Here is a 20,103-nt window from a genome sequence, read left to right on the forward strand (position 1 = left end):
CATCAGCATCTGCTTGGAGGTCATGTTGGCGGTTTCCGAGGCGTAGTCCACGTCCATGATGCGGCCCTTGGCGGCATCGGTGTTGGTGCGGATGTTGGCCAGGTTGTTGTAGACGTGGTCCAGGCGGTTGGCATACGCACCCAGCGAGGAGCGGACCTTGCCGACTGAGTCGAGCGCCGTATTGAGCTTGCCGATGGTGGCGTTGGCGGTGGCCGTCAGCTCGGTGCCGGTCCCTGCTGCGGTGTAGTTGGACGAGGCCAAACCGAGGTTGGTGTCCAGCGTGCCCATGTCGGTCGACAGGTCAGCCGACATGGTTTCGGCAGAGCTTGCGCCGATCTGGAAGACCACGGGGCCGGTCCCCAAAGTGCCGCCCTTGAGCAGCTTGGCGCCACCGAATGAGGTGTTGCCCAGGATGTTGCCCAACTCTTGTCCCAGGGCGTCGAATTCGGATTGCATCGCGGTCTTGTCGTTGGCCGTCGAGGTGCCGTTGGCCGCTTCCGTGGCCAGGTCCTTCATGCGGGTCAGGATGTCGGTGACCTCGCCGAAGGCACCTTCAGCCGTCTGCATCATGGAGATGCCGTTTTGCGTGTTGCGCTGGGCCACGGCCATGCCGCGGCTCTGGGCGTTCATGCGGGTGGCGATCTGCAGGCCGGCGGCGTCGTCCATCGCGGAATTCACGCGAAAGCCCGAGCCCAGGCGGGCCATCGACGTGGACAAGGCCTTCTGTGTGGCACCCAGCGAATTCTGGGTGGACAGGGATGCGACGTTGGTTTGCAAGCTGAGCATGGTGTGGGCTCCTACTTAGGTGATCTGACTGGGTGATCTGGCATGTCGGGCATCGTCTTTGATGCCCTTGAACACACAAGGCGACGTCAGCGGGGCAAACATTAAGCTGTGGTGGCCATTAATTTCGAGTTGCCGACAGGCAAAAGAAAAAGCCAACCCCTGGGGGTTGGCCTGGCCGAGTGCGAGCGCGAGTGCGAGTGCGAGTGCGATCAGGGCTTATTGCATCAGCGACATCACCATCTGCGACATGCTGTTGCTCTGCTTGAGCATCGAGGTGCTGGCCTGCATCAGCATCTGCTTGGAGGTCATGTTGGCGGTTTCCGAGGCGTAGTCCACGTCCATGATGCGGCCCTTGGCGGCATCGGTGTTGGTGCGGATGTTGGCCAGGTTGTTGTAGACGTGGTCCAGGCGGTTGGCATACGTGTAGTTGGCCGTGGCCGCCCCGAGGTCGGTGTCCAGCTGGGTCATGTCAGCCGCCATATTGGCCGTCATGGTTTCAGCCGAACTGGCGCCGATCTGGAAGGTGATCGCCCCTGCAAGCGTACCGCCCTTGAGCAGCTTGGCGCCGCCGAACGAGGTGTTGTTCATGATGTTGCCCAACTCTTGCCCCAGCGCGTCGAATTCAGACTGCATCGCGGTCTGGTCGTTGGCGGTCGAGGTGCCGTTGGCTGCTTCGGTGGCCAGGTCCTTCATGCGGGTCAGGATGTCGGTGACTTCGCTGAAGGCGCCTTCGCCTGTCTGCAGCATCGAGATGCCATTTTGCGTGTTGCGCTGGGCCACGGCCATGCCACGGCTCTGGGCGTTCATGCGGGTGGCGATCTGCAGGCCGGCCGCGTCGTCCATGGCGGAGTTGACGCGGAAGCCGGAGCCCAGGCGGGCCATGGAGGTGGACAAAGCCTTTTGCGTCGCGCCCAGCGAGTTTTGGGTGGACAGAGAGGCGACGTTGGTTTGCAAGCTGAGCATGGTGCGGACTCCTTCGTAGCTGATCCGGTGTCTTGGGGACATCGACATCGACGCCCTCAACCACACAAGGCGACACTCGGGAGGCGGCCATTAAATCGGGAAGCAAAAATTTTGCTTGCCCCTTTTTGCCTCCTTGTTGCGCCCGCGTCAGATGGCGATGGGCCTGGCCGATGAGACGGCCTGGCGCGCCATGCTGCCCAGCACCAGGGTATCGAACAGGGCCTTGGCCATGAGCAGGCGCTGTGCGCGCGCCTGCGGGGCCTCGATGTGCTCGAAACACAGCTTGAAGGTGTGGTCGATGAGGATGGCCAGCATGGGCCTCAATGTGGACTCGGGCAGGGGAGGCAAGGCCTGGCGCATCTGCAACTCGCGCAACATGTCGTCCTGCAACTGGCTCAACATGCCCTCCACGGCGTCGCGGATGGGCCCGGGCGGGCCGTAGCGTTCGCGCATGGCCACAATGAACACGTCCTGATGGGCGAGCGCGAAGTCCAGTGTCCAGCCAACCACGCTGGCCGTCAGTTCGTCCAGCGATGACGCTTCCATGCGGGCCTGGCGCAGGCCTTCGCGCAGCTGCGTTCCGAAATCGGTCACGATTTCTTCAAGCAGGGCTTCCTGTGAGCTGAAATGCCGGTAAAAGGTGTTGTGGTTCAAGCCGGCTTCGCGAGCCAACTCGCGCAGCGACACCGCATGCGCACCGCTCAGGCGGCGGGCCAATCGCACGGCCGCGTCCATCAACAGGCGTTTGCCCTGGGCCATGCGGGGCGGGGGAGGGGCGTGTGAGGCAAGGGGCATGTCACGCGATCGTGTGCACGATCTCACCGATGGGCTCGATCACCAGGCGCAGCGTGTCGCCCTTCTTGAGCCAGTGGTTGGTCTCCATGCCACAACCGCCGGGCAGCGTGCCCGACGCAATCAGCTCGCCGGCCTGCAGTTGCTCGCCCCGCGACAGATGGGCCAGCACCTCACCCGGCGTGTAGCGCATGCCCTTGGTGCTGGTGCGGCTGACGACCTCGCCATTGATCTCGACGTGGGCCTGCAATTGATCTACCCGAGGCAGGATCTCGTCGGCCGTGACCAGGGTGGTCGACATGCTGCTGAGAAAGTGCTTGGACTTTTGCGGGCCCAGGCCGGACTGCATCTCTTCACGCTGTACATCGCGCGCGGAAAAATCATTGACCACCACGAAGGCGCCAATGGCCGCTTCGGCCTCGGCTGGTGTCGCATTGAACAGGGGCTTGGACAGCACCCAGCCCAGCTCCAGCTCGTAGTCCAGCGCCCGGGTGTAGTCCGGCGGTGTCACCGGTGTGCCGCTGGGCACCATGGTCAAGTGGTTGCCGAAGTAGTAGATGGGTTGCTGGCGCCAGAGGCGATGCGGCCGGTAAGCCGGGAAGGGCTGATGGGTCAGGCGCTCGAACAGCCGGGTGACCTGGTAGCTGCCAGGCAGGAAGCGGCGCGCATACCCTCGCGAGGATTGCACCCAGTGCTGCTCGAACAGCATGCAGTCCCGAAAGGACAGGGGCTGAAACGGCAGACAGGGTTGCACTCCTGGTTGCCAGACCGGCAGCTTGAGCAACCAGTCCAGACCTGCCTGAGCCAGCTCCGCGCCTGTGCAGTCGACCCAATCGGCGCCTTGCGCACGTTGCCACGATGGCTGACCGGGGGAGGGGGGAGTCGAGGCCTTGGCAGGCAGGCGGCGCAGCTTCATGGTGCTCGGTGAGGTATCCAGATGGCTGCAATGTATCCATATGGATACTTTTGTCAACCCAAGAGGCCTGTCAATCTGGGGGGAAGGATGGGGCAGCGGCGCGACACAAGGGGTGTCCGGGTTTGCCGTGCCTTACCATTGGCGCCAAGCTCAACAAATAAACAAGGGAAGTCGCAAGCGAGGGCATGGCGGGCATAGATGTCGCATGCACTCGGGGCAGGCCCTTTCCTCCGTTTTCCATACGATGAAACGTCTTTCTGCCCGGCTTGTGGTGATGCTTTCCTGCGCGCTTGCAGGCGCGGGTGCGTCGCATGCGCGTGAGCGCGCGGCCACCATCACCATCCTGGACGGCCAGGCCACGCTCATCCACGCCGCAACCCGGCTGCTGGCGAAAGAAGGCGCCGCCATCGAGGCGGAAGACATCATCGAGACCTCGTCAAGCGGCGCCCTGATGCGCCTTGAATTCGACGGTGGTGGCACGCTGGACCTCGGCCCCGCCAGCCGCGTGATGATCCGGCCCCAACTGGCTTCGGCCGGCAACGGCGTGCTGGTCTATGTGCTGGAAGGCTGGGCCAAGCTGTCGCTGGACAAACCCGGCGAGCAAGGGCCCGTGCTGCTGGCCTGCGCCCCGCTGGACGTGACCGGGCTGGCGCGTGACCTGGTGGTGCACGTCAAGGGCATGGAGGCCGAGCTGTTTGCCGAATCCGCCCAGGTGCAGACCCTGGTGATGAACAAGGCCGGCAAACCCGAGCCCACCAAGGTCGACAAGGGCGCCTTCCTGGCCCGGCGCGCGGATGGCACGGTCAGCGTGACGCCCAGGCCCGTGCCCGCCTTCATCCAGGCCGTGCCGCGCGCCTTCATGGACACGCTGCCGTCTCGCCTGGCCCTGTTCAAAGGCAAGGACATCAAGCTCGATGCCGGCGGCAAGCTGAGCTATGACGACACCCAGGCCTGGCTCAATGCCGAACCCCGCATGCGCACGCGCTTCCTGGCACGCTGGAAGCCGCTGGCGCAGGACGAGCCTTTCCGCCGCGCGCTGGTGGCGCAGATGGCCCTGCATCCCGAGTGGCACAAAGTGCTGTTTCCCCCTCAGCCGGCCGGTCAACTGGCGAGCCAGCCTGGCCGCAAGCCTGCCCCGCATCCTGTGATCTCTTCCGAGGCTCTCAAACCATGAAGCTCATCCTCAAGTTCAACCTGGCCTTCCTGGTGGTCTTCCTGATCGGCCTGGCGGTGTCGGGTTATGCCGCCCGTGACCTGCTGCAAAACAATGCCGAACACGAGGTGCTGGACACCGCCGGCCTGCTGATCCAGAAGGCCGAGGCCGTGCGCAACTACACGGCCCAGCAGGTGGCCCCGCTGCTGCAGACGCAGATGAAGTACACCTTCCTGCCGCAGTCGGTGCCCTCGTTCGCGGCCATCGAGGTGCTCAAGGGCCTGACCCAGAAGTTTCCTGAGTTCACCTACAAGGCGGCCATGCTCAACCCGACCAACCCGCGCGACCGGGCGTCCGACTGGGAGGCCGATCTGGTCACCCATTTCAAGCAGAACCCCGATGCCAAGGAGATCGTGGGCCAGCGTGACACACCGGCTGGCCGCGCCCTCTACATCGCGCGCCCCATCCGCCTGAGCAACCCGGCCTGCCTGCAGTGCCACAGCACCCCGACAGCCGCCCCCGCCACCATGATCGAGAAGTACGGCCCTGCCAACGGCTTTGGCTGGAACCTCAACGAAACCCTGGGCGTGCAGGTGGTGTCCGTGCCCCTGTCCTTGCCGCTGGCGCGCGCCGACAAGGCCTGGTGGACGGTGATGGCCATGCTCACCGGCGTGTTCGTGGTGATCGGCCTGACACTCAACCTCATGCTCTGGAAGCTGGTGATCCAGCCGGTGACACGCCTGTCTGCCCTGGCTGACCGCGTGAGCATGGGCGAGATGGAAGCGCCTGAATTCAGCGCGCCGGCCAAGGATGAAATCGGGGTGCTGTCCGACTCCTTCTCGCGCATGCGCAAGAGCCTGCAGCACGCCATGAAGTTGCTGGAGGGCTGAGGCCGTGTCCAATCATCCAACCCAGCTAGGGAAGTACGCCATCGACGGTGTGCTGGGTTCCGGTGCCATGGGGGTGGTCTATCTGGCCACCGACCCCATGATCCAGCGTCGCGTGGCGCTCAAGACCATCCAGCGCTCATTGGTGGATGGCGACGTGTCCGGCTCGTCGATCGCCGCGCGTTTTCGCAATGAAGCCCAGGCAGCAGGGCGGCTCACGCACCCGGGCATCGTGTCCATCTACGAATACGGTGAGGACGGGGACACCGCCTTCATCGCCATGGAGTACGTGGAAGGGCAGGACCTGGCCAAGCTGCTGGGGGCCAACCCCATCATCTCCGAGCCCATGCTGCTGCAGGTGATGGACCAGTTGCTGGCCGCGCTGCAATATGCCCATGAACACGGCGTGTGGCACCGCGACATCAAGCCCGCCAACCTGATCCTGACCCAGTCGGGCCAGTTGAAGGTGATGGACTTCGGCATCGCCCGCATCCGCGATGCCGGCATCACGCAGGTCACCTCCACCATCGGCACGCACGGCTACATGGCGCCCGAGCAATACCGCGGCCAGGACTTCGACCACCGGGTGGACATCTTTGCCTCCGGTGTGCTGCTGTATCGCCTGTTGACTGGCGAGTCGGCGTTTTCAGGTGCCCCTGAGGCCATCATGTACCGCGTGCTGCACATGACCCCGCCGGCACCCAGCACGGTCGGGCGCGTCAAGCGCACCATCGAGCTGGATTCGGTGGTGTCCAAGGCCCTGGCCAAGGACGCGGCCGAGCGCTACCAGACCGCCGCGGCCTTCCGTGAAGCACTGCGCCTGCATGCCGGCAAAACCTCACAAGGCAACCCCGTGATCGCATCCGTACTGCATGGCGACGAAACCGTGGTGGACCCGCAGGCCGCGCAGTTGTTGCGCAACGCCGCGTTGGCTGCCTCCGCCACCTCCCCGGGCAGCAACTGGGATGCCAGCATGCTCACCACCCTGGAGCGCGCCCTGGCCAGCTTTGTCGGGCCACTGGCCAAGATGCTGGTCAAGCAGGCGGCCGCCAAAAGCGTGGACTACAACACCCTGGTGGGCGCGGTGGCGCAGCATCTGCAGTCAGACGATGAGCGGGCCCAGTTCATGGCCAAGATCATCAAGACCGGCACGATGGGCTCGGTGGTGCAGCGCACGGGGCCTGGTTCGTCCGGCGTGTCGCAAGCGGGCACCTCACCCAGCATGGGCACGGCCGGTGGCACCGGGCCCACTGGTGCAGCGGGCACGGCCGGTACGGCTGGTACGGGCGGGTCTGCCGCCCAGCAGGCGCTCACGCCCGGGTTTGTGGCCCACGCCACCCGCGTGCTGGCCTCGCACATGGGGCCGCTGGCCAAGGTCATCGTCAAGAAGGCCGAAGCCCAGGCTGGCAACGCCCAGCAGTTCATCGACCTGCTGGTGCAGCACTGCGCCGATGGCGTTGACCGTGACCGCCTGCAGCAAGAGCTCAAGAAGGGGTTGGGCCCTCAGACGGGCGCCTGATCCAGCAGATTCGGCTGCTTGCTTTGCTCGGCGATGAGGTCTTCGCCATGCTCCAGCAAGAGGTAGCGGAAGGCCTCTGCCGCCGGTGACAGCACCTTGGACGCCTGGTGCACCAGGTTCCAGGTGCGCACGATGGGCGTGCCCTCAAAATCAACCAGGTGCAACTGCCCGGTGCGCAACTCCGCGGCCACCGCGTGCAGCGACAAGAAGCCGATCCCCAGCCCTGCCATGACCGAGGCCTTGACGGTTTCATTGCTGGGGATCTCCATGGCAATGCGTGGCGCCAGCCGGTGTTCGCGCAGGTAGTTGTCCAGCGTGTGCCGCACCTCCGACCCCAACTCCCGCGCCACCAGGGGGTAGTGCACCAGCGCATCCAGCGGCGGGTGGCCCACGCCCAGCAAAGGGTGCCCCGGCGGGCAGACAAACACCATCGGGTGGCCGGCAAAGGGCTCGGAGCGCAGGGCGTATTCCTTGGGCGGGCGGCCCATCACAGCCAGGTCGATCTCGTTGCTGTGTAGCCGATCGATCAATTTGGTCAGGTCTCTGGTTACATCCAGACGCACTTCGACCCCTTCATGCTCGGCCTGGAAGCGGGCCAGCAACTGCGGCAGGAAGTAGCCCGCCGTGCTGATCAGCCCGATGGTCAGCACCCCTGTCTCGACCCGTTTGAAACGGTTCATGACGTTCTCGGCATCCTTGAGGGTGGACAGCAGGCGTTTGGCATAGACGAGGAAGTACTCCCCAGCCATCGTGAGCTGGATCTGGCGGCCCTGGCGTTCAAACAGCGGCAGGCCCACGTGGCCTTCCAGCTCCTTGACCTGCATGGTCACGGCAGGCGGCGTGAGGTGCAGTGCCTCGGCCGCGCGGCTGAAGCTCAACTGCCTCGCCACCTCCGTGAACACCCTTATTTGCCGAAAAGTCACGCTCTTCATTCAGTCATTCCTTAACTGATGGATAACTATTTTTGAATTTACCTTATTTGACCGCTTTTCTACATTGAACCCAGTCCTGCGATCCACGCATTGAGCAACAAGGGGTTCAAACATGAACAAGCCGGTCGAAGAAGGCGTCATCACCGACGCGAAGAAGCGCTACAGCGCGGGTGTCCTCAAGTACCGCCAGATGGGTTACTGGGATGCCGATTACAGCCCGAAGGACACCGACATCCTCTGTCTGTTCCGCATCACGCCCCAGGATGGCGTGGACCCGATCGAGGCCGCCGCGGCCGTGGCCGGTGAATCGTCCACCGCCACCTGGACCGTGGTCTGGACCGACCGCCTGACCGCCTGCGACATCTACCGCGCCAAGGCCTACAAGGTCGAAGAAGTGCCCAACAACCCAGGCCAGTACTTCGCCTGGGTGGCCTACGACCTGGTGCTGTTTGAAGAAGGCTCCATCGCCAACATGACGGCCTCGCTGATCGGCAACGTCTTCAGCTTCAAGCCGCTCAAGGCCTGCCGCCTGGAAGACATCCGCATCCCCGTGGCCTATGTCAAGACCTTCAAGGGCCCGCCCACCGGCATGATCGTCGAGCGCGAGCGCCTGGACAAATACGGCCGCCCCCTGCTGGGCGCCACCACCAAGCCCAAGCTGGGCCTGTCTGGCCGCAACTATGGCCGCGTGGTTTACGAGGGCCTCAAGGGCGGCCTGGACTTCATGAAGGACGACGAGAACATCAACTCGCAGCCCTTCATGCACTGGCGTGACCGCTTCCTCTTCGTGATGGACGCCGTCAACAAGGCGCAGGCCGTGACCGGTGAGGTCAAGGGCAGCTACCTGAACGTGACCGCCGCCACCATGGAAGACATGTACGAGCGCGCCGAGTTCGCCAAGCAACTGGGCTCGGTCGTGATCATGATCGACCTGGTCGTGGGCTGGACGGCCATCCAGTCGATGGCCAACTGGTGCCGCAAGAACGACATGATCATGCACATGCACCGTGCGGGCCACGGCACCTACACGCGTCAGAAGAACCATGGCGTGAGCTTCCGCGTGATCGCCAAGTGGCTGCGCCTGGCCGGTTGCGACCACCTGCACACCGGCACCGCCGTGGGCAAGCTCGAAGGCGACCCCATGACCGTGCAGGGCTACTACAACGTCTGCCGCGACGCCATCACCAAGCAAGACTTGCCGCGGGGCCTGTTCTTCGACCAGGACTGGGCCGACCTCAAGAAGGTCATGCCCGTGGCATCGGGCGGCATCCACGCCGGCCAGATGCACCAGTTGCTGGACCTGTTCGGTGACGACGTCATCTTGCAGTTCGGCGGCGGCACCATCGGCCACCCGCAAGGCATCCAGGCGGGTGCCGTGGCCAACCGCGTGGCACTGGAAGCCATGGTCAAGGCCCGCAACGAAGGCCGTGACCTGCTCAACGAAGGGCAGGACATCCTGGCCACGGCCGCGCGCTTTTGCTCGCCGCTCAAGCAGGCCCTCGACACCTGGGGTGCCATCACCTTCAACTACGCCTCGACCGACACGAGCGACTACGCCGTGACGCCGTCCGTCGGCATGTAAGTACACCTATTCACATTAACGCGACAAGGTTCGCCGCCGGGCCGCCCCAAGGCGAACGCTCCCCCTCGGGGGGGCGACGCCGAAGGCGTCTTGGGGGCCAAGGAGTTCTACCATGATGACCAACCCCACGGGCCGTTTGACCCAAGGCCAGTTCAGCTTCCTGCCCGACCTGACGGACGCCGAGATCACGATGCAACTCGCGTACGGCCTGAAGAAGGGCTACGCCTGGAGCATCGAATACACCGATGACCCACACCCGCGCAACACCTACTGGGACATGTACGGCCACCCCAACTTCGACCTGGAAGACCCGGCCGGCATGATGATGGAGCTCAAGGCCTGCCGCCAGGCCTTCCCCCAGCACTACATCCGCATGCTGGCGTTTGACTCGACACGCGGCGTGGAAACCGTGGTCATGAGCTTCATCGTGAACCGCCCATCCAATGAGCCCGGCTTCCAGCTGGAGCGCATGGAGATGGACGGCCGCAACATCCGCTACAGCACCCGCTCGTACTCGGTCGAGCGGCCTGAAGGCGAGCGCTACAAGGACTGATGACCATGAGCTCGCTCTACCGCATTCCCGGCACCAGCGAGGCCGCCACGCCAGCCTCCGCTCCCACCACCACCGCACCCGGCATGGGGGCAGCAGGCTTGGTGGCCGCCGGTGCCGCGGTAGGCGCAGCCATGGCCAGACAGCCTGCCCGGGCCGAGCCCACCGCAGCAACGACGGCAACGACTGCCGCCACGGTGCCCCGCTCGGTGGGTGAGGTCCTGGCGCAAAGCCAGGTCGAAGCCGTGCTGGACGAGCTCGACCGCGACCTGATCGGCCTGGCGCCGGTCAAGGCCCGCATCCGTGACATCGCCGCCTTGCTGGTCATCGACAAGCTGCGGGCGGCGCACGGGCTGGCCGCGCAAAGCCCGTCCTTGCACATGTGCTTCACGGGTAACCCTGGCACCGGCAAGACCACGGTGGCCATGCGCATGGCGCAGATCCTGCACCGCCTGGGCTACGTCCGAAAAGGCCATCTGGTGGCCGTCACCCGTGATGACCTGGTGGGCCAGTACATCGGCCACACCGCACCCAAGACGCGCGAGGTGCTGAAAAAAGCCATGGGCGGCGTGCTCTTCATTGACGAGGCCTACTACCTGTACAAGCCCGAGAACGAGCGCGACTACGGGCAGGAAGCCATCGAGATCCTGCTGCAGGTGATGGAGAACCAGCGCGATGACCTGGTCGTGATCCTGGCCGGTTATGCCGACCGCATGGACACCTTCTTCCAGAGCAACCCGGGGATGTCCTCGCGCATCGCGCACCACCTGGGCTTCCCGGATTACTCGGTGCCCGAGCTGCTGCACATCGGCACCGCCATGCTGGAACAACAGCACTACCGCTTTGGCCCAGGCGCCCGCGAGGCCTTTGAAGACTACCTGCAGCGCCGCCTGCAGCAGCCCCATTTCGCCAATGCCCGCAGCGTGCGCAACGCGCTGGACCGGGCCCGTCTGCGACAGGCCAGCCGCCTGTTTGCCGACCGAGACAAGGCCTTGAGCGCCGACGAACTCAGCACCATCGAGGTGGCCGACATCCGTGCCAGCCGCCTCTTTGCCATCCCCTCTACAAACACAACAAGCAATGAGGAAGAAAGCCATGCATGAGATGCTCACTCTTGAACAGGCGCTGGCCCAGAACCTGTCTGACGCCGCGCCGGAAGTGGCCGCCGCCCTGATCGACACCATCGGCACGATCGCCCAGGCTTGCGCGCGCATCAGCGATCTGGCCGGGCAGGGCATGCTGGCGGGCGCCCATGGCCTGGCCGACAGCGCCAACTCGCAAGGCGAGGCCCAGAAGAAGCTGGACGTGCTGTCTGACGAGCTGATGTCGCACCACCTCAATGGCTGCAGCCATGTGGCCGGCTGGGCCAGTGAAGAGCACGAGTGCCACCTGCTGTCGAAACAGCATGCGCGCAAGGGCCGCTACCTCGTGGTGTACGACCCGCTGGATGGTTCGTCCAACATCGAGGCCAACATCTCGATCGGCACCATCTTCTCGGTCCTGCCGCATGTCTACAGTGGCATGCTGCCCACCGACTCCAGCTACATGCAGCCCGGCCACGAGCAGCTGGCCGCAGGCTATGTGCTCTACGGCCCGGCCACCATCATGGTCTTGAGCTGCCGCCGCGGCGTGCTCATGTTCACGCTGGACAAGCGCAGTGGCGGCGAGGGCCGGCCCGCCCGCTGGCTGCTCACGCAAGAGGCCGTGCAGATTCCCGCCCAGACCAAGGAGTTCGCGATCAACGCGTCCAACCAGCGCTTTTGGGAAAAGCCGGTGCAGCGCTACATCGCCGAATGCGTGGCCGGCGAGAACGGCCCCCGCATGAAGGACTTCAACATGCGTTGGGTGGCCTCCATGGTGGCCGAGGTGCACCGCATCATGACGCGTGGCGGCGTCTTCATGTACCCGCGCGACACGCGTGAGCCGCGCAAGCCTGGCCGCCTGCGCCTGATGTACGAGGCCGCGCCCATGGCCATGCTGATCGAGCAGGCCGGGGGCAGGGCGGTCAACGGCACCAGCGAGTTGCTCGACCTCATCCCCGATACCTTGCACCAGCGCGTGCCCGTGATCCTGGGCTCGCGCGAAGAGATCGACCGCATCGTCAGCTACCACGCCGACCCGCATGAGAACGTGTCCTGGCAGCTGTTCAAGACACGCTCGCTGTTCGTGCAACCTCAAGCCTGATCGAGGCCGCACCATGTCCAGACGCTATCCCATCATCGTCGTGACCGGCTCCAGCGGCGCCGGCACCAGCACGGTCAAGACCACCTTCGATACCATCTTCCGCCGTGAAGGCGTGACGGCTGCTGTGATCGAGGGAGATGCCTTTCACCGCTACACGCGCCCCGAGATGAAGCAGGCCATTGCCCTGGCCGAGCGCGAGAGCCGCAACTTCAGCCACTTCAGCCCCGATGCCAACGAGTGGGCCGAGCTGGAGCAGCAGTACCGCGCCTATGGTGAAACCGGCCGCTGCAAGACGCGCTTCTACCTGCACAACGAGGCCGAGGCCGCGCCTTATGGCCAGGAGCCCGGCACCTTCACACCCTGGGTGCAGACCCCGGTGGACACCGACCTGCTGTTCTACGAAGGCCTGCACGGCTGCGTCAAGACCGACAAGGTGGACCTGACCCGGCACGTGGACCTCAAGATCGGCGTGGTGCCCATCATCAACCTGGAGTGGATCCAGAAAATCCACCGCGACACCAAGTCCCGTGGCTATTCCAAAGAGGCCGTGGCCGACACCATCTTGCGCCGCATGCACGACTACGTGCACTACATCTGCCCGCAATTTGCCGAAACGGACATCAACTTCCAGCGCGTGCCGGTGGTGGACACCTCCAACCCCTTCATCGCGCGCGACATCCCCACGGCCGGCGAGAGCATGACGGTGATCCGCTTCAAGAACCCGCGCGGCATCGACTTCCCCTACCTGCTGTCGATGATTGGTGACTCCTTCATGTCACGCGCCAATACCATCGTCGTGCCTGGGGGCAAGATGGACCTGGCCATGCAGCTGATCCTGACACCGATGATCCTGCGCCTGATGGAGATCCGCCGCGCGCAGATGCAGTGAAGAGGCGAGCCGGCGCAGTGAGCGCTCAGCAACATGCAGGGCGCTTTGTCTGCAGGTGATTTCCCCTTGTCATGCGGCCGAGGCTGTGATTCCATCACGGGAAAAGCTCACGAAAAAGCGCATCCGCCTCGATCAGGCCCATGGATGCTCATCTCGGTCTCGCTACCGAGCCCTGCACCCGTCTCTCATGTTGTTCTTGTCGTCCTGACCTGACCGAAGCTTGAAAGGAGCGCACCATGGCCGTTAGCACCCCGATCGCCGATATTGGCTGGAAAGCCCCCATGTTCCGCCTCAAGGGCGTGGACAGCCACTACCACTCGCTCAAGCAGCTCTCGGGCATGCGCGGCACGGTGGTGGTCTTCATCTGCAACCATTGCCCCTACGTGAAGGCGATCATGCCCCGCCTGATCCGCGATGCGAAGGCGCTGCACGACCTGGGGGTGCACACCATTGCGATCAACGCCAATGACGACCGCGCCTACCCGGAAGACAGCTTCTCGAACATGAAGGCCTTTGCACGCGAGTGGGACTTGCCCTTCCACTACTTGCACGACGACACGCAGGAGGTGGCGCATGCTTACGAGGCTGTCTGCACGCCGGACTTTTTCGGCTTCGATGCCGACCTGCGCCTGCAGTACCGCGGCCGCCTGGACGCCGGCCGCAAGGACCCGGTGCCCGACGACACCCCGCGTGAGCTCTACGACGCCATGCGCCTGATCGCGCACTACGGCTATGGCCCGGGCGAGCAGCAGGCCAGCATGGGTTGCTCCATCAAGTGGCGCCTGCCTCAGGAAGATGCCGATCTGAACTGGATTCAACCAGCGGCATGACATATCACGCCAGTTCGCGAATAAATTTGCAACTGGCTGGTATTCGGACATCACTTCCATGAATCGGTTTGCACGGTAAACGTTAACTTGCTCACATGCGTGTCCGAAAACACGCAGACACCTTGATGCTTTCAAGCGGTATCGAAAGCAGTCAAGTTGGCGAGTCAAAGGTCACTCCGTCCGGCCTGGGCATCGATAGCAAGTTCCAGGCTGGCGGATGCAGGGTGACCTGAGACGTTTTTCCTTCAACCTTTTCAAGGAAGTCTCTCACCATGTCTTACTCTTTCAAGCAATTCGCCCGTCAAGTCGCCGTTGCATCCGGCCTCGTGACGCTCGGCATGAGCGCTTACGCCGCTCAAGGCAGCACGGCCAGCGCCAGTGCTTCAGCCACCATCGTCAGCCCCATCGCGATCACCAAGACCTCTGATCTGGTCTTTGGCAAGCTTGCCGTGGGAGCCGTCGGCGGCAACGTTGCTATCAGCACCGCCGATGTCGTGTCGATCAGTGGGGCCGGGACCACCGTGGCCCAGCCCGCCGGCAGCACCGGCAACCCCGCCGCCGCCGTGTTCGGCGTGACGGGTGAAGCAGGCTTCACCTACGCGATCACGCTGCCCGGTGACGGCGCCGTGACCATCAGCGATGGCGCCTCCCACACGATGGCCGTCAACGGCTTCGTCAGCAACCCAGGCACCTCCGGCACGCTGTCGGGCGCAGGTACCGACACCTTGAAGGTGGGGGCCACGCTGGTCGTGGGCAATAACCAGGTGCCCGGTACCTACACCGGTACCTTCAACGTGACCGTGTCCTACAACTGACAGGCTGATGGCGTTTCATGGGCAGGGCCGCAAGGCCAATGCTGCCCTCCGCCTCTCTGGCTTTCTGTTGGGGCTGTTACTGGCCGCATTCGAGGGTTTGGCGCTTGTTCAGGCACGTGCCGCCCCGGTTGCTGCAACAGCCAACGTCAGCGCTGTCATCCTGGCGCCTGATCCCGTGGTCAGCGTGGTCGATACCCTGCCAGCAGGGGTCAACGCGTCAACCGGGACCGTGGTGGTTCATGTGGCCACCACATCGGCCCAGGCGTCCAAGGGGCCCGACCCTGTCAATGCGAGTGAGCCTGCTGCCGTGGCGGCGGTCATGCTCAGCACCAAGGCAGGTGATGGCACCTTGCGAGACGGCGGCCTGACGGTGGCGGTGACAGCCGCACCCCGGCGCACGGCTTCGAATGCGCCTGGCAGCCCCGACACAGTCAACGTTCTCGTCGAATTCAACTGACACGTCATGAACCTTTCTCTGCATCTTGCGTGCAGAGGATGGGCTTGCCTTTGCCTGCGGATTCTGTGCGGATTGGCTGCGGCATCCTGCTGCGCGCACGCGGCTGCACAGAACGTGAGCAACACCGGCAACTTGTCCTTTGGCACCTTCGTGGCCACCAGTGCAGGCACGGTCGCCGTCCGCGCTGATGGCAGCCGTGGCCAGTCTGGCGGTGCCTTTGTGCTCAACCAGGGCAGCAATACAGCGGCAGCGGCGCAGTTCGCGGTGCATGGCAAGGCCAATACGGTCTATGCCGTCACCCTGCCTGCGGACAACACGGTGCTCATGAGTGACGGGGCAGGGCATTCGATGGCGGTCAAGTCGTTTACCAGCAACCTGAGTGGCACCAGCATCCTGTCAAAGAACGGGAACGGCCAGTTCAGCGTCGGCGCCACCCTGGTGGTGGGCGCCTCACAAGCAAGGGGTAGCTACACGGGCACGTTCAGCGTGATCGTCAACTACCAGTGAATCTTTCTTCGTTGTTCAATTGGAGTACGCCATGTCTACATCACGCTCGCCTTGGCTGTGGGCCCAGTGGCTGATTGCGGGCTTTCTGAGCCTGCACTCTCTTCCTGCCAGGGCCGATCTCATGTTGTTCCCCACCCGTGTGGTGTTTGAAAAGGAGCAACGCTCGGCACAGGTCGAGCTGGTCAACCAGGGCAAGACGCCCGAGACCTACCGCATCAGCGTGGTCAACCGCCGCATGGGTGAATCCGGCGAGTTCATCGTCATCACCGAGCCGGGCCCGGGCGAGCAGTTTGCCGAGTCCATGCTGCGTTATTCGCCCCGCCAGGTCACCATCCCGCCGGGCAGCTCGCAAACCGTGCGCATCCTCTTGCGCAAGCCCGCCGACCTGGTGCCGGGCGAGTACCGATCCCACCTGCAGTTTGACCGCGTGGCCGATGCATCGGGCAGCAGCAGCGTGGAAGAGCAGGGCAAGGACAAGGCCGGCGGCGTGGGCGTGGTGCTCAGCGCCCTGGTGGGGGCCTCCATCCCGGTGATCGTACGGCACGGGGATACGGACGCGCAGGTGTCCTTGAGCAAGCTGGCCTTCCTGCCGCCTGGCTCGCCCAACGGGCCGGCCCTGACATTCGAGATCAACCGCCAGGGCAGCCGCTCGGTGTATGGCGACATCGATGTGAGCTTCACGCCCAAACAAGGCATGCCCATGGACGTGACCAAGGCCGCAGGCGTGGCGGTGTATGTGCCCAATGCCCTGCGCCGCGCGCGCATGCAGGTGAGTGTGCCCGAGGGCACCGTGCTCGCAGGGGGCACCTGGCATGTGCGCTACCGGGAGCGAGCAGAAGCCGGGGGCAAGCTGCTGGCCGATTCCACGCTCGTGCTGCCTTGAACAGCGCAACAGGCATGCGCTGACACGCCCGCCTCACCACCATGCAACAAGATGGCCGTCTGAGCCAGGGATGCGCGCGCGCGTTGGCGCTGCTGTGTCTCGTGCTGTACCTGCTTGGATGGGCGTGCCCGGCCGCTCAGGCACAAGGCTTGCCCGCCGCGCCAGCGGGCCCCGCCGTGGGCCATGGCCGCATCGACGACAGCAACGTCATCGTGCTGGAGGCCGTGCTGGATGGGCACGTGCTGTCCGACAGCCTCACGGCCTACCAGGACGGCGATCAGTTCCTGTTGCCGCTGGGCGAACTCGCGCGCCTGCTGACGCTGGCCATCACCGTCAACGCGCAAGAGGGCAGTGCCAGTGGCTTCATCATCCGTGAAGACCGGCTGTTCGGTCTGCATGTCGGCCGTGCGCTGGTCAACGTCAACGGGCGCGAGCAGCAGATCGACCCCAGCCTGGTTCACGTGCTCGGCGACGACATCTATGTGGCGCACAAGGCCTTGCAGCAATGGCTGTCCATCGACTTCGAGGTTGATCTGCCGACCTTGCAACTGCGCATCAAGCCCAGGGTGCGTTTGCCCATGCAGGAGCGCCTGCAACGTGAGCGAGCTGGTGCACCGCCAGGCAGCCTGGGCCCGCCCGCCTCGCGCGACGGCGCTTACCCCATGGTCAGCTCACCCTATGCCATGGCGCGTGCCCCCTTCATCGACCAGACCCTGGGCAGCGATGCCCGCTTTGGCCGGGATGCCGCGCAGTACAAGACCGCTTACGCCGCCTACATCACCACGGACATGTTGGGCATGGAGGCCGCAGCCTACGTCACCGCCTCACGCGACAAGCCCTTGCCCGAGTTGCGCATGACACTGGCCCGGCATGACCCCGACGAGCAGATGCTGGGCCCTTTGCATGCACGTGCACTGGAGCTGGGGCATGTGGTGGTGCCCAGCGTGCCCAATGTGTTGATGAGCGGGCAGGGCGGCATGGGCGTGATGGCGAGCAACCACCCTTTGGGCCAACCCACCAACTTCGATCGCCACAGCATCCGCGGTGACCTGCCCCCTGGTTGGGATGTGACCCTGTACTACAACGATGCCCTGGTTGGCTACCAGCCCGCTGGTGCCGACGGGCGCTATGCCTTTGATGACCTGCCCCTGTCTTTCGGGCCCAACGAGTTCCGCCTGGTGTTCAACGGGCCTTTGGGCCAGGTCCGCGTCGAGAAACAGCACTTCCTGCTTGATCAGTCCGTGGTCAAGCCCGGTGAGGTCTTCTACGCGCTGGCCCACCAGCAGACACCCAGTGGCGCGCTGGACGTGGCGCAGCTCGATCTGGGCCTGACGCAAGCCCTGTCTGCCCAGATCGGCGTGGTTCGCCAGCCGGCGGGCGAGCGCACGCCTGCGGCCTCATACAGCCAGTTGGGCCTGCGCACCTACTGGGATGGCCTGATCCTCAACGCGCAACTGACGCAATCGCCCGGCGGAGGGCTGCTCACCGACACGGGCATCAAGACCCGTGTGGGGGGATACGCCCTGGCGGCTGAACACATCCAGCGCAACCAAGGCTTTTACAGCGAGGTGTTCGCCGCAGGGCAGGACAACATCCGCTTTCGCGACAAGCTGGGCCTGACAGGCTCGGTGCAATCAGACGAATGGGCACCCATTTCGATGGCACTGGAGGCCGCACGTGACGTGCTGGCATCGGGCAGTGACAAGCTGGGCGTGGCGGCGCGGGTGTCCACCCTGCTGGGCGGCAGTGCCGTGTCCAACAGCGTGCGCTGGCAACGCGATGCGCAGAAGTACAGCACCGAGGGCAGCATGCAGGTCAGCAGGCGGGTGATCGACATCGGGCTCAACGCCCAACTGGACTACGCCCTTCGCCCTGAGGTGGCCTTGCGCACGCTGGCGCTGACGGCCGATCACAGCCTGGCCAATGGCTACCGCATCAACGGCGGGGTGCTGCACAGCCCGACTGCCCGCAGCACCCAGTTCTCGGGCGGGCTCAGCAAGAGCTTTGGTGGCTTTGCCATGGCCGTGAGCGCCGGCTATTCCACCCGCCACGAGCTGATCGTGGGCCTGCAGTTGTTCATGGCCCTGGGCCGCGACCCACGCTCCGGCAATTGGTTTGGCGACGCCCAGCCCCTGGCAGGGACGGGCGCGGTGTCCGTGCAGGCCTTTGTGGACAAGAACATGAACGGCGTGCGTGACCCGGACGAAGAGCCCGTGCCCAACGCCGGCTTTTTCATTGGCAGCGGTGGCCGCTACCCGGCGCGCACCGGGCGCGACGGCACCGCCTTCATCAACCGCCTGTCACCCGCGCAGTACGCTGACATCGCGCTGGACCCGTCTACCCTGGAGGACCCGCAGTGGAAGCCCTCCGTCCAAGGCGTGCGCGTGCTGCCCCGGCCGGGCGTGGTGCAGGTGGTCGATTTCCCCGTCATCTACACCGCCGAGGTGGAAGGCACCGTTTACCTCGTGGACGCGGCTGGGCGCCGGCGCGGCATTGGCGACGCACGCCTGGAGCTGGTCAACGCGCAGGGCGAGGTGCTGGCCACGACCAAGAGCTCACCGGATGGCTACTACCTGCTGCACCAGGTGGCGCCGGGGCCGGCCACCTTGCGCATTGCGCCCGAGCAGGCCCGCAAACTGCGGCTGACCGGCGCCTTGTCCCGCCCGCTCCAGGTGCCGGCCGATGGCGAGTTCCTGTCCGGGCAGGATTTCGAGTTGCAGATCCAGGCCCAGCACCAGTGAAGGGGGGGGAGGGCCGCGCCCCCGCTTTCGCGGGGCGGGAAAGTCCCCTCGGTTGACGAGAGGCGCCTCTGGAAGAATACGACCGACATCAAACATGCTGTAGTTGCCATGGATTTCGCCTCGCTTCTCGTTTTCAAATCACCTTATGCCATCGTGTTCTGGGGCGTCATGGCCTGGGCGTACACGATGGAAAGCATCCAGCACCGCAGCAAGATGAAGCGCATGGCCAGCCACGATGGCGCCGACCGCTATTCCGGCCTGGTGATCTCGATCGGCTGCGGCTTGCTGCAAATCGTGGCCTTCCTGTTGGCGGCCTACCAGCAATGGGGCGTGCCCGAATCCGAGGGCGTGCCCATGTTCTACACGGGCGTGGCCCTGATCGTGGGCGGCATGCTGCTGCGCATGCACTGCTGGCGTGTGCTGGGGGCCTTCTTCACCCCCACCGTGACCATCGCCAATGACCACCGCGTGGTCGACCAGGGCGCCTACAAGTGGTTGCGCCACCCGTCTTACCTCGGCGCCCTGATGACCTTGGCCGGCCTGGGCCTGGCCCTGGCCAACTGGGCGAGCCTGTTGCTGCTGGTGATAGGCTCCTGGGCCATCTACATCTACCGCATCGAGGTGGAAGAAACCGCGCTCGAATCGGCGCTGGGCGCGTCCTATACCCAATTCAAGAACTCGCGCAAACGCCTGATCCCTTTCGTCTACTGACGCGGC

Annotated in this window: 20 protein-coding genes; 15 read left to right on the plus strand and 5 right to left on the minus strand. The window is 64.5% G+C overall.

The annotated features are described in order from the left end of the window. The 4 genes from HY019_RS11190 to HY019_RS11205 form a co-directional block, all read right to left on the minus strand. Positions 1-786: flagellin (locus HY019_RS11190; protein WP_290692042.1), on the minus strand; the 786-nt coding region annotated here is incomplete at its 3' end. Between the two features lie 216 nt (positions 787-1,002). After that, on the minus strand, positions 1,003-1,749 hold the full coding sequence (locus HY019_RS11195; RefSeq protein ID WP_290692044.1) for a flagellin: 747 nt from the start codon (positions 1,747-1,749) through the stop codon (positions 1,003-1,005). A 147-nt stretch (positions 1,750-1,896) separates the two neighbouring features. Then, positions 1,897-2,544 carry a TetR family transcriptional regulator gene (locus HY019_RS11200; RefSeq protein WP_290692046.1) on the minus strand — a complete coding sequence of 216 codons (648 nt, stop codon included), beginning with the start codon at positions 2,542-2,544 and terminating at the stop codon, positions 1,897-1,899. Position 2,545: 1 nt separating this feature from the next. Further along, the gene (locus tag HY019_RS11205; RefSeq protein ID WP_290692048.1) at positions 2,546-3,457 is read right to left on the minus strand and encodes a fumarylacetoacetate hydrolase family protein; all 912 of its coding nucleotides are present in this window, start codon (positions 3,455-3,457) and stop codon (positions 2,546-2,548) included. 274 nt (positions 3,458-3,731) lie between these two features. On the opposite strand from HY019_RS11205, the gene HY019_RS11210 reads away from it, so the two are divergent. From HY019_RS11210 to HY019_RS11220, 3 genes are read left to right on the plus strand one after another with little or no spacing between them, the layout of a single operon-like run. Then, positions 3,732-4,631: a hypothetical protein gene (locus HY019_RS11210; RefSeq protein ID WP_290692050.1), complete on the plus strand. Its 900-nt coding sequence runs from the start codon at positions 3,732-3,734 to the stop codon at positions 4,629-4,631. Then, positions 4,628-5,500, plus strand: a complete 873-nt coding sequence (locus tag HY019_RS11215; RefSeq protein ID WP_290692052.1) for a DUF3365 domain-containing protein — start codon at positions 4,628-4,630, stop codon at positions 5,498-5,500. The genes HY019_RS11210 and HY019_RS11215 overlap by 4 nt, the downstream gene beginning before the upstream one ends. Positions 5,501-5,504: 4 nt before the next feature. Continuing rightward, positions 5,505-7,016: a serine/threonine-protein kinase gene (locus tag HY019_RS11220; protein ID WP_290692054.1), complete on the plus strand. Its 1,512-nt coding sequence runs from the start codon at positions 5,505-5,507 to the stop codon at positions 7,014-7,016. Here HY019_RS11220 and HY019_RS11225 read toward each other — a convergent pair. Beyond that, a complete protein-coding gene (locus HY019_RS11225) occupies positions 7,001-7,948 on the minus strand; it encodes a LysR family transcriptional regulator (protein ID WP_290692056.1) in 948 nt (315 codons plus the stop codon). The two genes, HY019_RS11220 and HY019_RS11225, sit on opposite strands and share 16 nt — an antisense overlap. A gap of 112 nt (positions 7,949-8,060) precedes the next feature. Between HY019_RS11225 and HY019_RS11230 the strand changes: the two genes are divergently transcribed. The 12 genes from HY019_RS11230 to HY019_RS11285 all read left to right on the plus strand — a co-directional run bounded on the left by HY019_RS11230 (position 8,061) and on the right by HY019_RS11285 (position 20,097). Beyond that, entirely contained in the window at positions 8,061-9,530 is a 1,470-nt protein-coding gene (locus HY019_RS11230) for a form I ribulose bisphosphate carboxylase large subunit (protein ID WP_290692058.1), read from the plus strand. 112 nt (positions 9,531-9,642) lie between these two features. Then, positions 9,643-10,083, plus strand: coding sequence for a ribulose bisphosphate carboxylase small subunit (locus HY019_RS11235; RefSeq protein ID WP_290692060.1), 441 nt, complete (start codon positions 9,643-9,645; stop codon positions 10,081-10,083). A gap of 131 nt (positions 10,084-10,214) precedes the next feature. Continuing rightward, positions 10,215-11,183: a CbbX protein gene (gene cbbX / locus HY019_RS11240; RefSeq protein WP_290692237.1), complete on the plus strand. Its 969-nt coding sequence runs from the start codon at positions 10,215-10,217 to the stop codon at positions 11,181-11,183. Next, complete coding sequence (locus HY019_RS11245; protein WP_290692062.1) at positions 11,161-12,264, plus strand: class 1 fructose-bisphosphatase; 1,104 nt, start codon at positions 11,161-11,163, stop codon at positions 12,262-12,264. The genes cbbX and HY019_RS11245 overlap by 23 nt, the downstream gene beginning before the upstream one ends. A gap of 13 nt (positions 12,265-12,277) precedes the next feature. Further along, positions 12,278-13,153 (plus strand): phosphoribulokinase, encoded by an 876-nt coding sequence (locus tag HY019_RS11250; RefSeq protein WP_290692064.1) that lies wholly within the window; start codon positions 12,278-12,280, stop codon positions 13,151-13,153. 236 nt (positions 13,154-13,389) lie between these two features. Continuing rightward, complete coding sequence (locus HY019_RS11255; RefSeq protein WP_290692066.1) at positions 13,390-13,983, plus strand: thioredoxin family protein; 594 nt, start codon at positions 13,390-13,392, stop codon at positions 13,981-13,983. A 272-nt stretch (positions 13,984-14,255) separates the two neighbouring features. Then, positions 14,256-14,798: a DUF4402 domain-containing protein gene (locus tag HY019_RS11260; RefSeq protein ID WP_290692069.1), complete on the plus strand. Its 543-nt coding sequence runs from the start codon at positions 14,256-14,258 to the stop codon at positions 14,796-14,798. Positions 14,799-14,865: 67 nt separating this feature from the next. Continuing rightward, positions 14,866-15,255, plus strand: a complete 390-nt coding sequence (locus HY019_RS11265) for a hypothetical protein (protein ID WP_290692071.1) — start codon at positions 14,866-14,868, stop codon at positions 15,253-15,255. Positions 15,256-15,369: 114 nt separating this feature from the next. Next, complete coding sequence (locus HY019_RS11270) at positions 15,370-15,762, plus strand: DUF4402 domain-containing protein (protein ID WP_290692073.1); 393 nt, start codon at positions 15,370-15,372, stop codon at positions 15,760-15,762. Between the two features lie 31 nt (positions 15,763-15,793). After that, on the plus strand, positions 15,794-16,645 hold the full coding sequence (locus HY019_RS11275) for a molecular chaperone (protein ID WP_290692075.1): 852 nt from the start codon (positions 15,794-15,796) through the stop codon (positions 16,643-16,645). A gap of 41 nt (positions 16,646-16,686) precedes the next feature. Beyond that, positions 16,687-19,386, plus strand: coding sequence for a carboxypeptidase-like regulatory domain-containing protein (locus HY019_RS11280; RefSeq protein ID WP_290692077.1), 2,700 nt, complete (start codon positions 16,687-16,689; stop codon positions 19,384-19,386). Positions 19,387-19,494: 108 nt separating this feature from the next. Beyond that, positions 19,495-20,097: an isoprenylcysteine carboxylmethyltransferase family protein gene (locus HY019_RS11285; RefSeq protein ID WP_290692080.1), complete on the plus strand. Its 603-nt coding sequence runs from the start codon at positions 19,495-19,497 to the stop codon at positions 20,095-20,097. Positions 20,098-20,103 lie beyond the last annotated feature (6 nt).

This window comes from Aquabacterium sp. (assembly GCF_016195855.1).
In the GTDB taxonomy this organism is placed as follows: domain Bacteria; phylum Pseudomonadota; class Gammaproteobacteria; order Burkholderiales; family Burkholderiaceae_C; genus Aquabacterium.

Bases quoted from the DNA above. Each gene is read 5' to 3' on its own strand.
- cbbX (WP_290692237.1), top strand. From the start codon at position 10,215: ATGGCCAGACAGCCTGCCCGGGCCGAGCCCACCGCAGCAACGACGGCA.
- HY019_RS11245 (WP_290692062.1), top strand. From the start codon at position 11,161: ATGAGGAAGAAAGCCATGCATGAGATGCTCACTCTTGAACAGGCGCTG.
- HY019_RS11215 (WP_290692052.1), top strand. From the start codon at position 4,628: ATGAAGCTCATCCTCAAGTTCAACCTGGCCTTCCTGGTGGTCTTCCTG.
- HY019_RS11260 (WP_290692069.1), top strand. From the start codon at position 14,256: ATGTCTTACTCTTTCAAGCAATTCGCCCGTCAAGTCGCCGTTGCATCC.
- HY019_RS11195 (WP_290692044.1), bottom strand. From the start codon at position 1,749: ATGCTCAGCTTGCAAACCAACGTCGCCTCTCTGTCCACCCAAAACTCG.
- HY019_RS11280 (WP_290692077.1), top strand. From the start codon at position 16,687: ATGCAACAAGATGGCCGTCTGAGCCAGGGATGCGCGCGCGCGTTGGCG.
- HY019_RS11275 (WP_290692075.1), top strand. From the start codon at position 15,794: ATGTCTACATCACGCTCGCCTTGGCTGTGGGCCCAGTGGCTGATTGCG.
- HY019_RS11200 (WP_290692046.1), bottom strand. From the start codon at position 2,544: ATGCCCCTTGCCTCACACGCCCCTCCCCCGCCCCGCATGGCCCAGGGC.
- HY019_RS11230 (WP_290692058.1), top strand. From the start codon at position 8,061: ATGAACAAGCCGGTCGAAGAAGGCGTCATCACCGACGCGAAGAAGCGC.
- HY019_RS11235 (WP_290692060.1), top strand. From the start codon at position 9,643: ATGATGACCAACCCCACGGGCCGTTTGACCCAAGGCCAGTTCAGCTTC.
- HY019_RS11285 (WP_290692080.1), top strand. From the start codon at position 19,495: ATGGATTTCGCCTCGCTTCTCGTTTTCAAATCACCTTATGCCATCGTG.
- HY019_RS11210 (WP_290692050.1), top strand. From the start codon at position 3,732: ATGCTTTCCTGCGCGCTTGCAGGCGCGGGTGCGTCGCATGCGCGTGAG.
- HY019_RS11205 (WP_290692048.1), bottom strand. From the start codon at position 3,457: ATGAAGCTGCGCCGCCTGCCTGCCAAGGCCTCGACTCCCCCCTCCCCC.
- HY019_RS11225 (WP_290692056.1), bottom strand. From the start codon at position 7,948: ATGAAGAGCGTGACTTTTCGGCAAATAAGGGTGTTCACGGAGGTGGCG.
- HY019_RS11255 (WP_290692066.1), top strand. From the start codon at position 13,390: ATGGCCGTTAGCACCCCGATCGCCGATATTGGCTGGAAAGCCCCCATG.
- HY019_RS11250 (WP_290692064.1), top strand. From the start codon at position 12,278: ATGTCCAGACGCTATCCCATCATCGTCGTGACCGGCTCCAGCGGCGCC.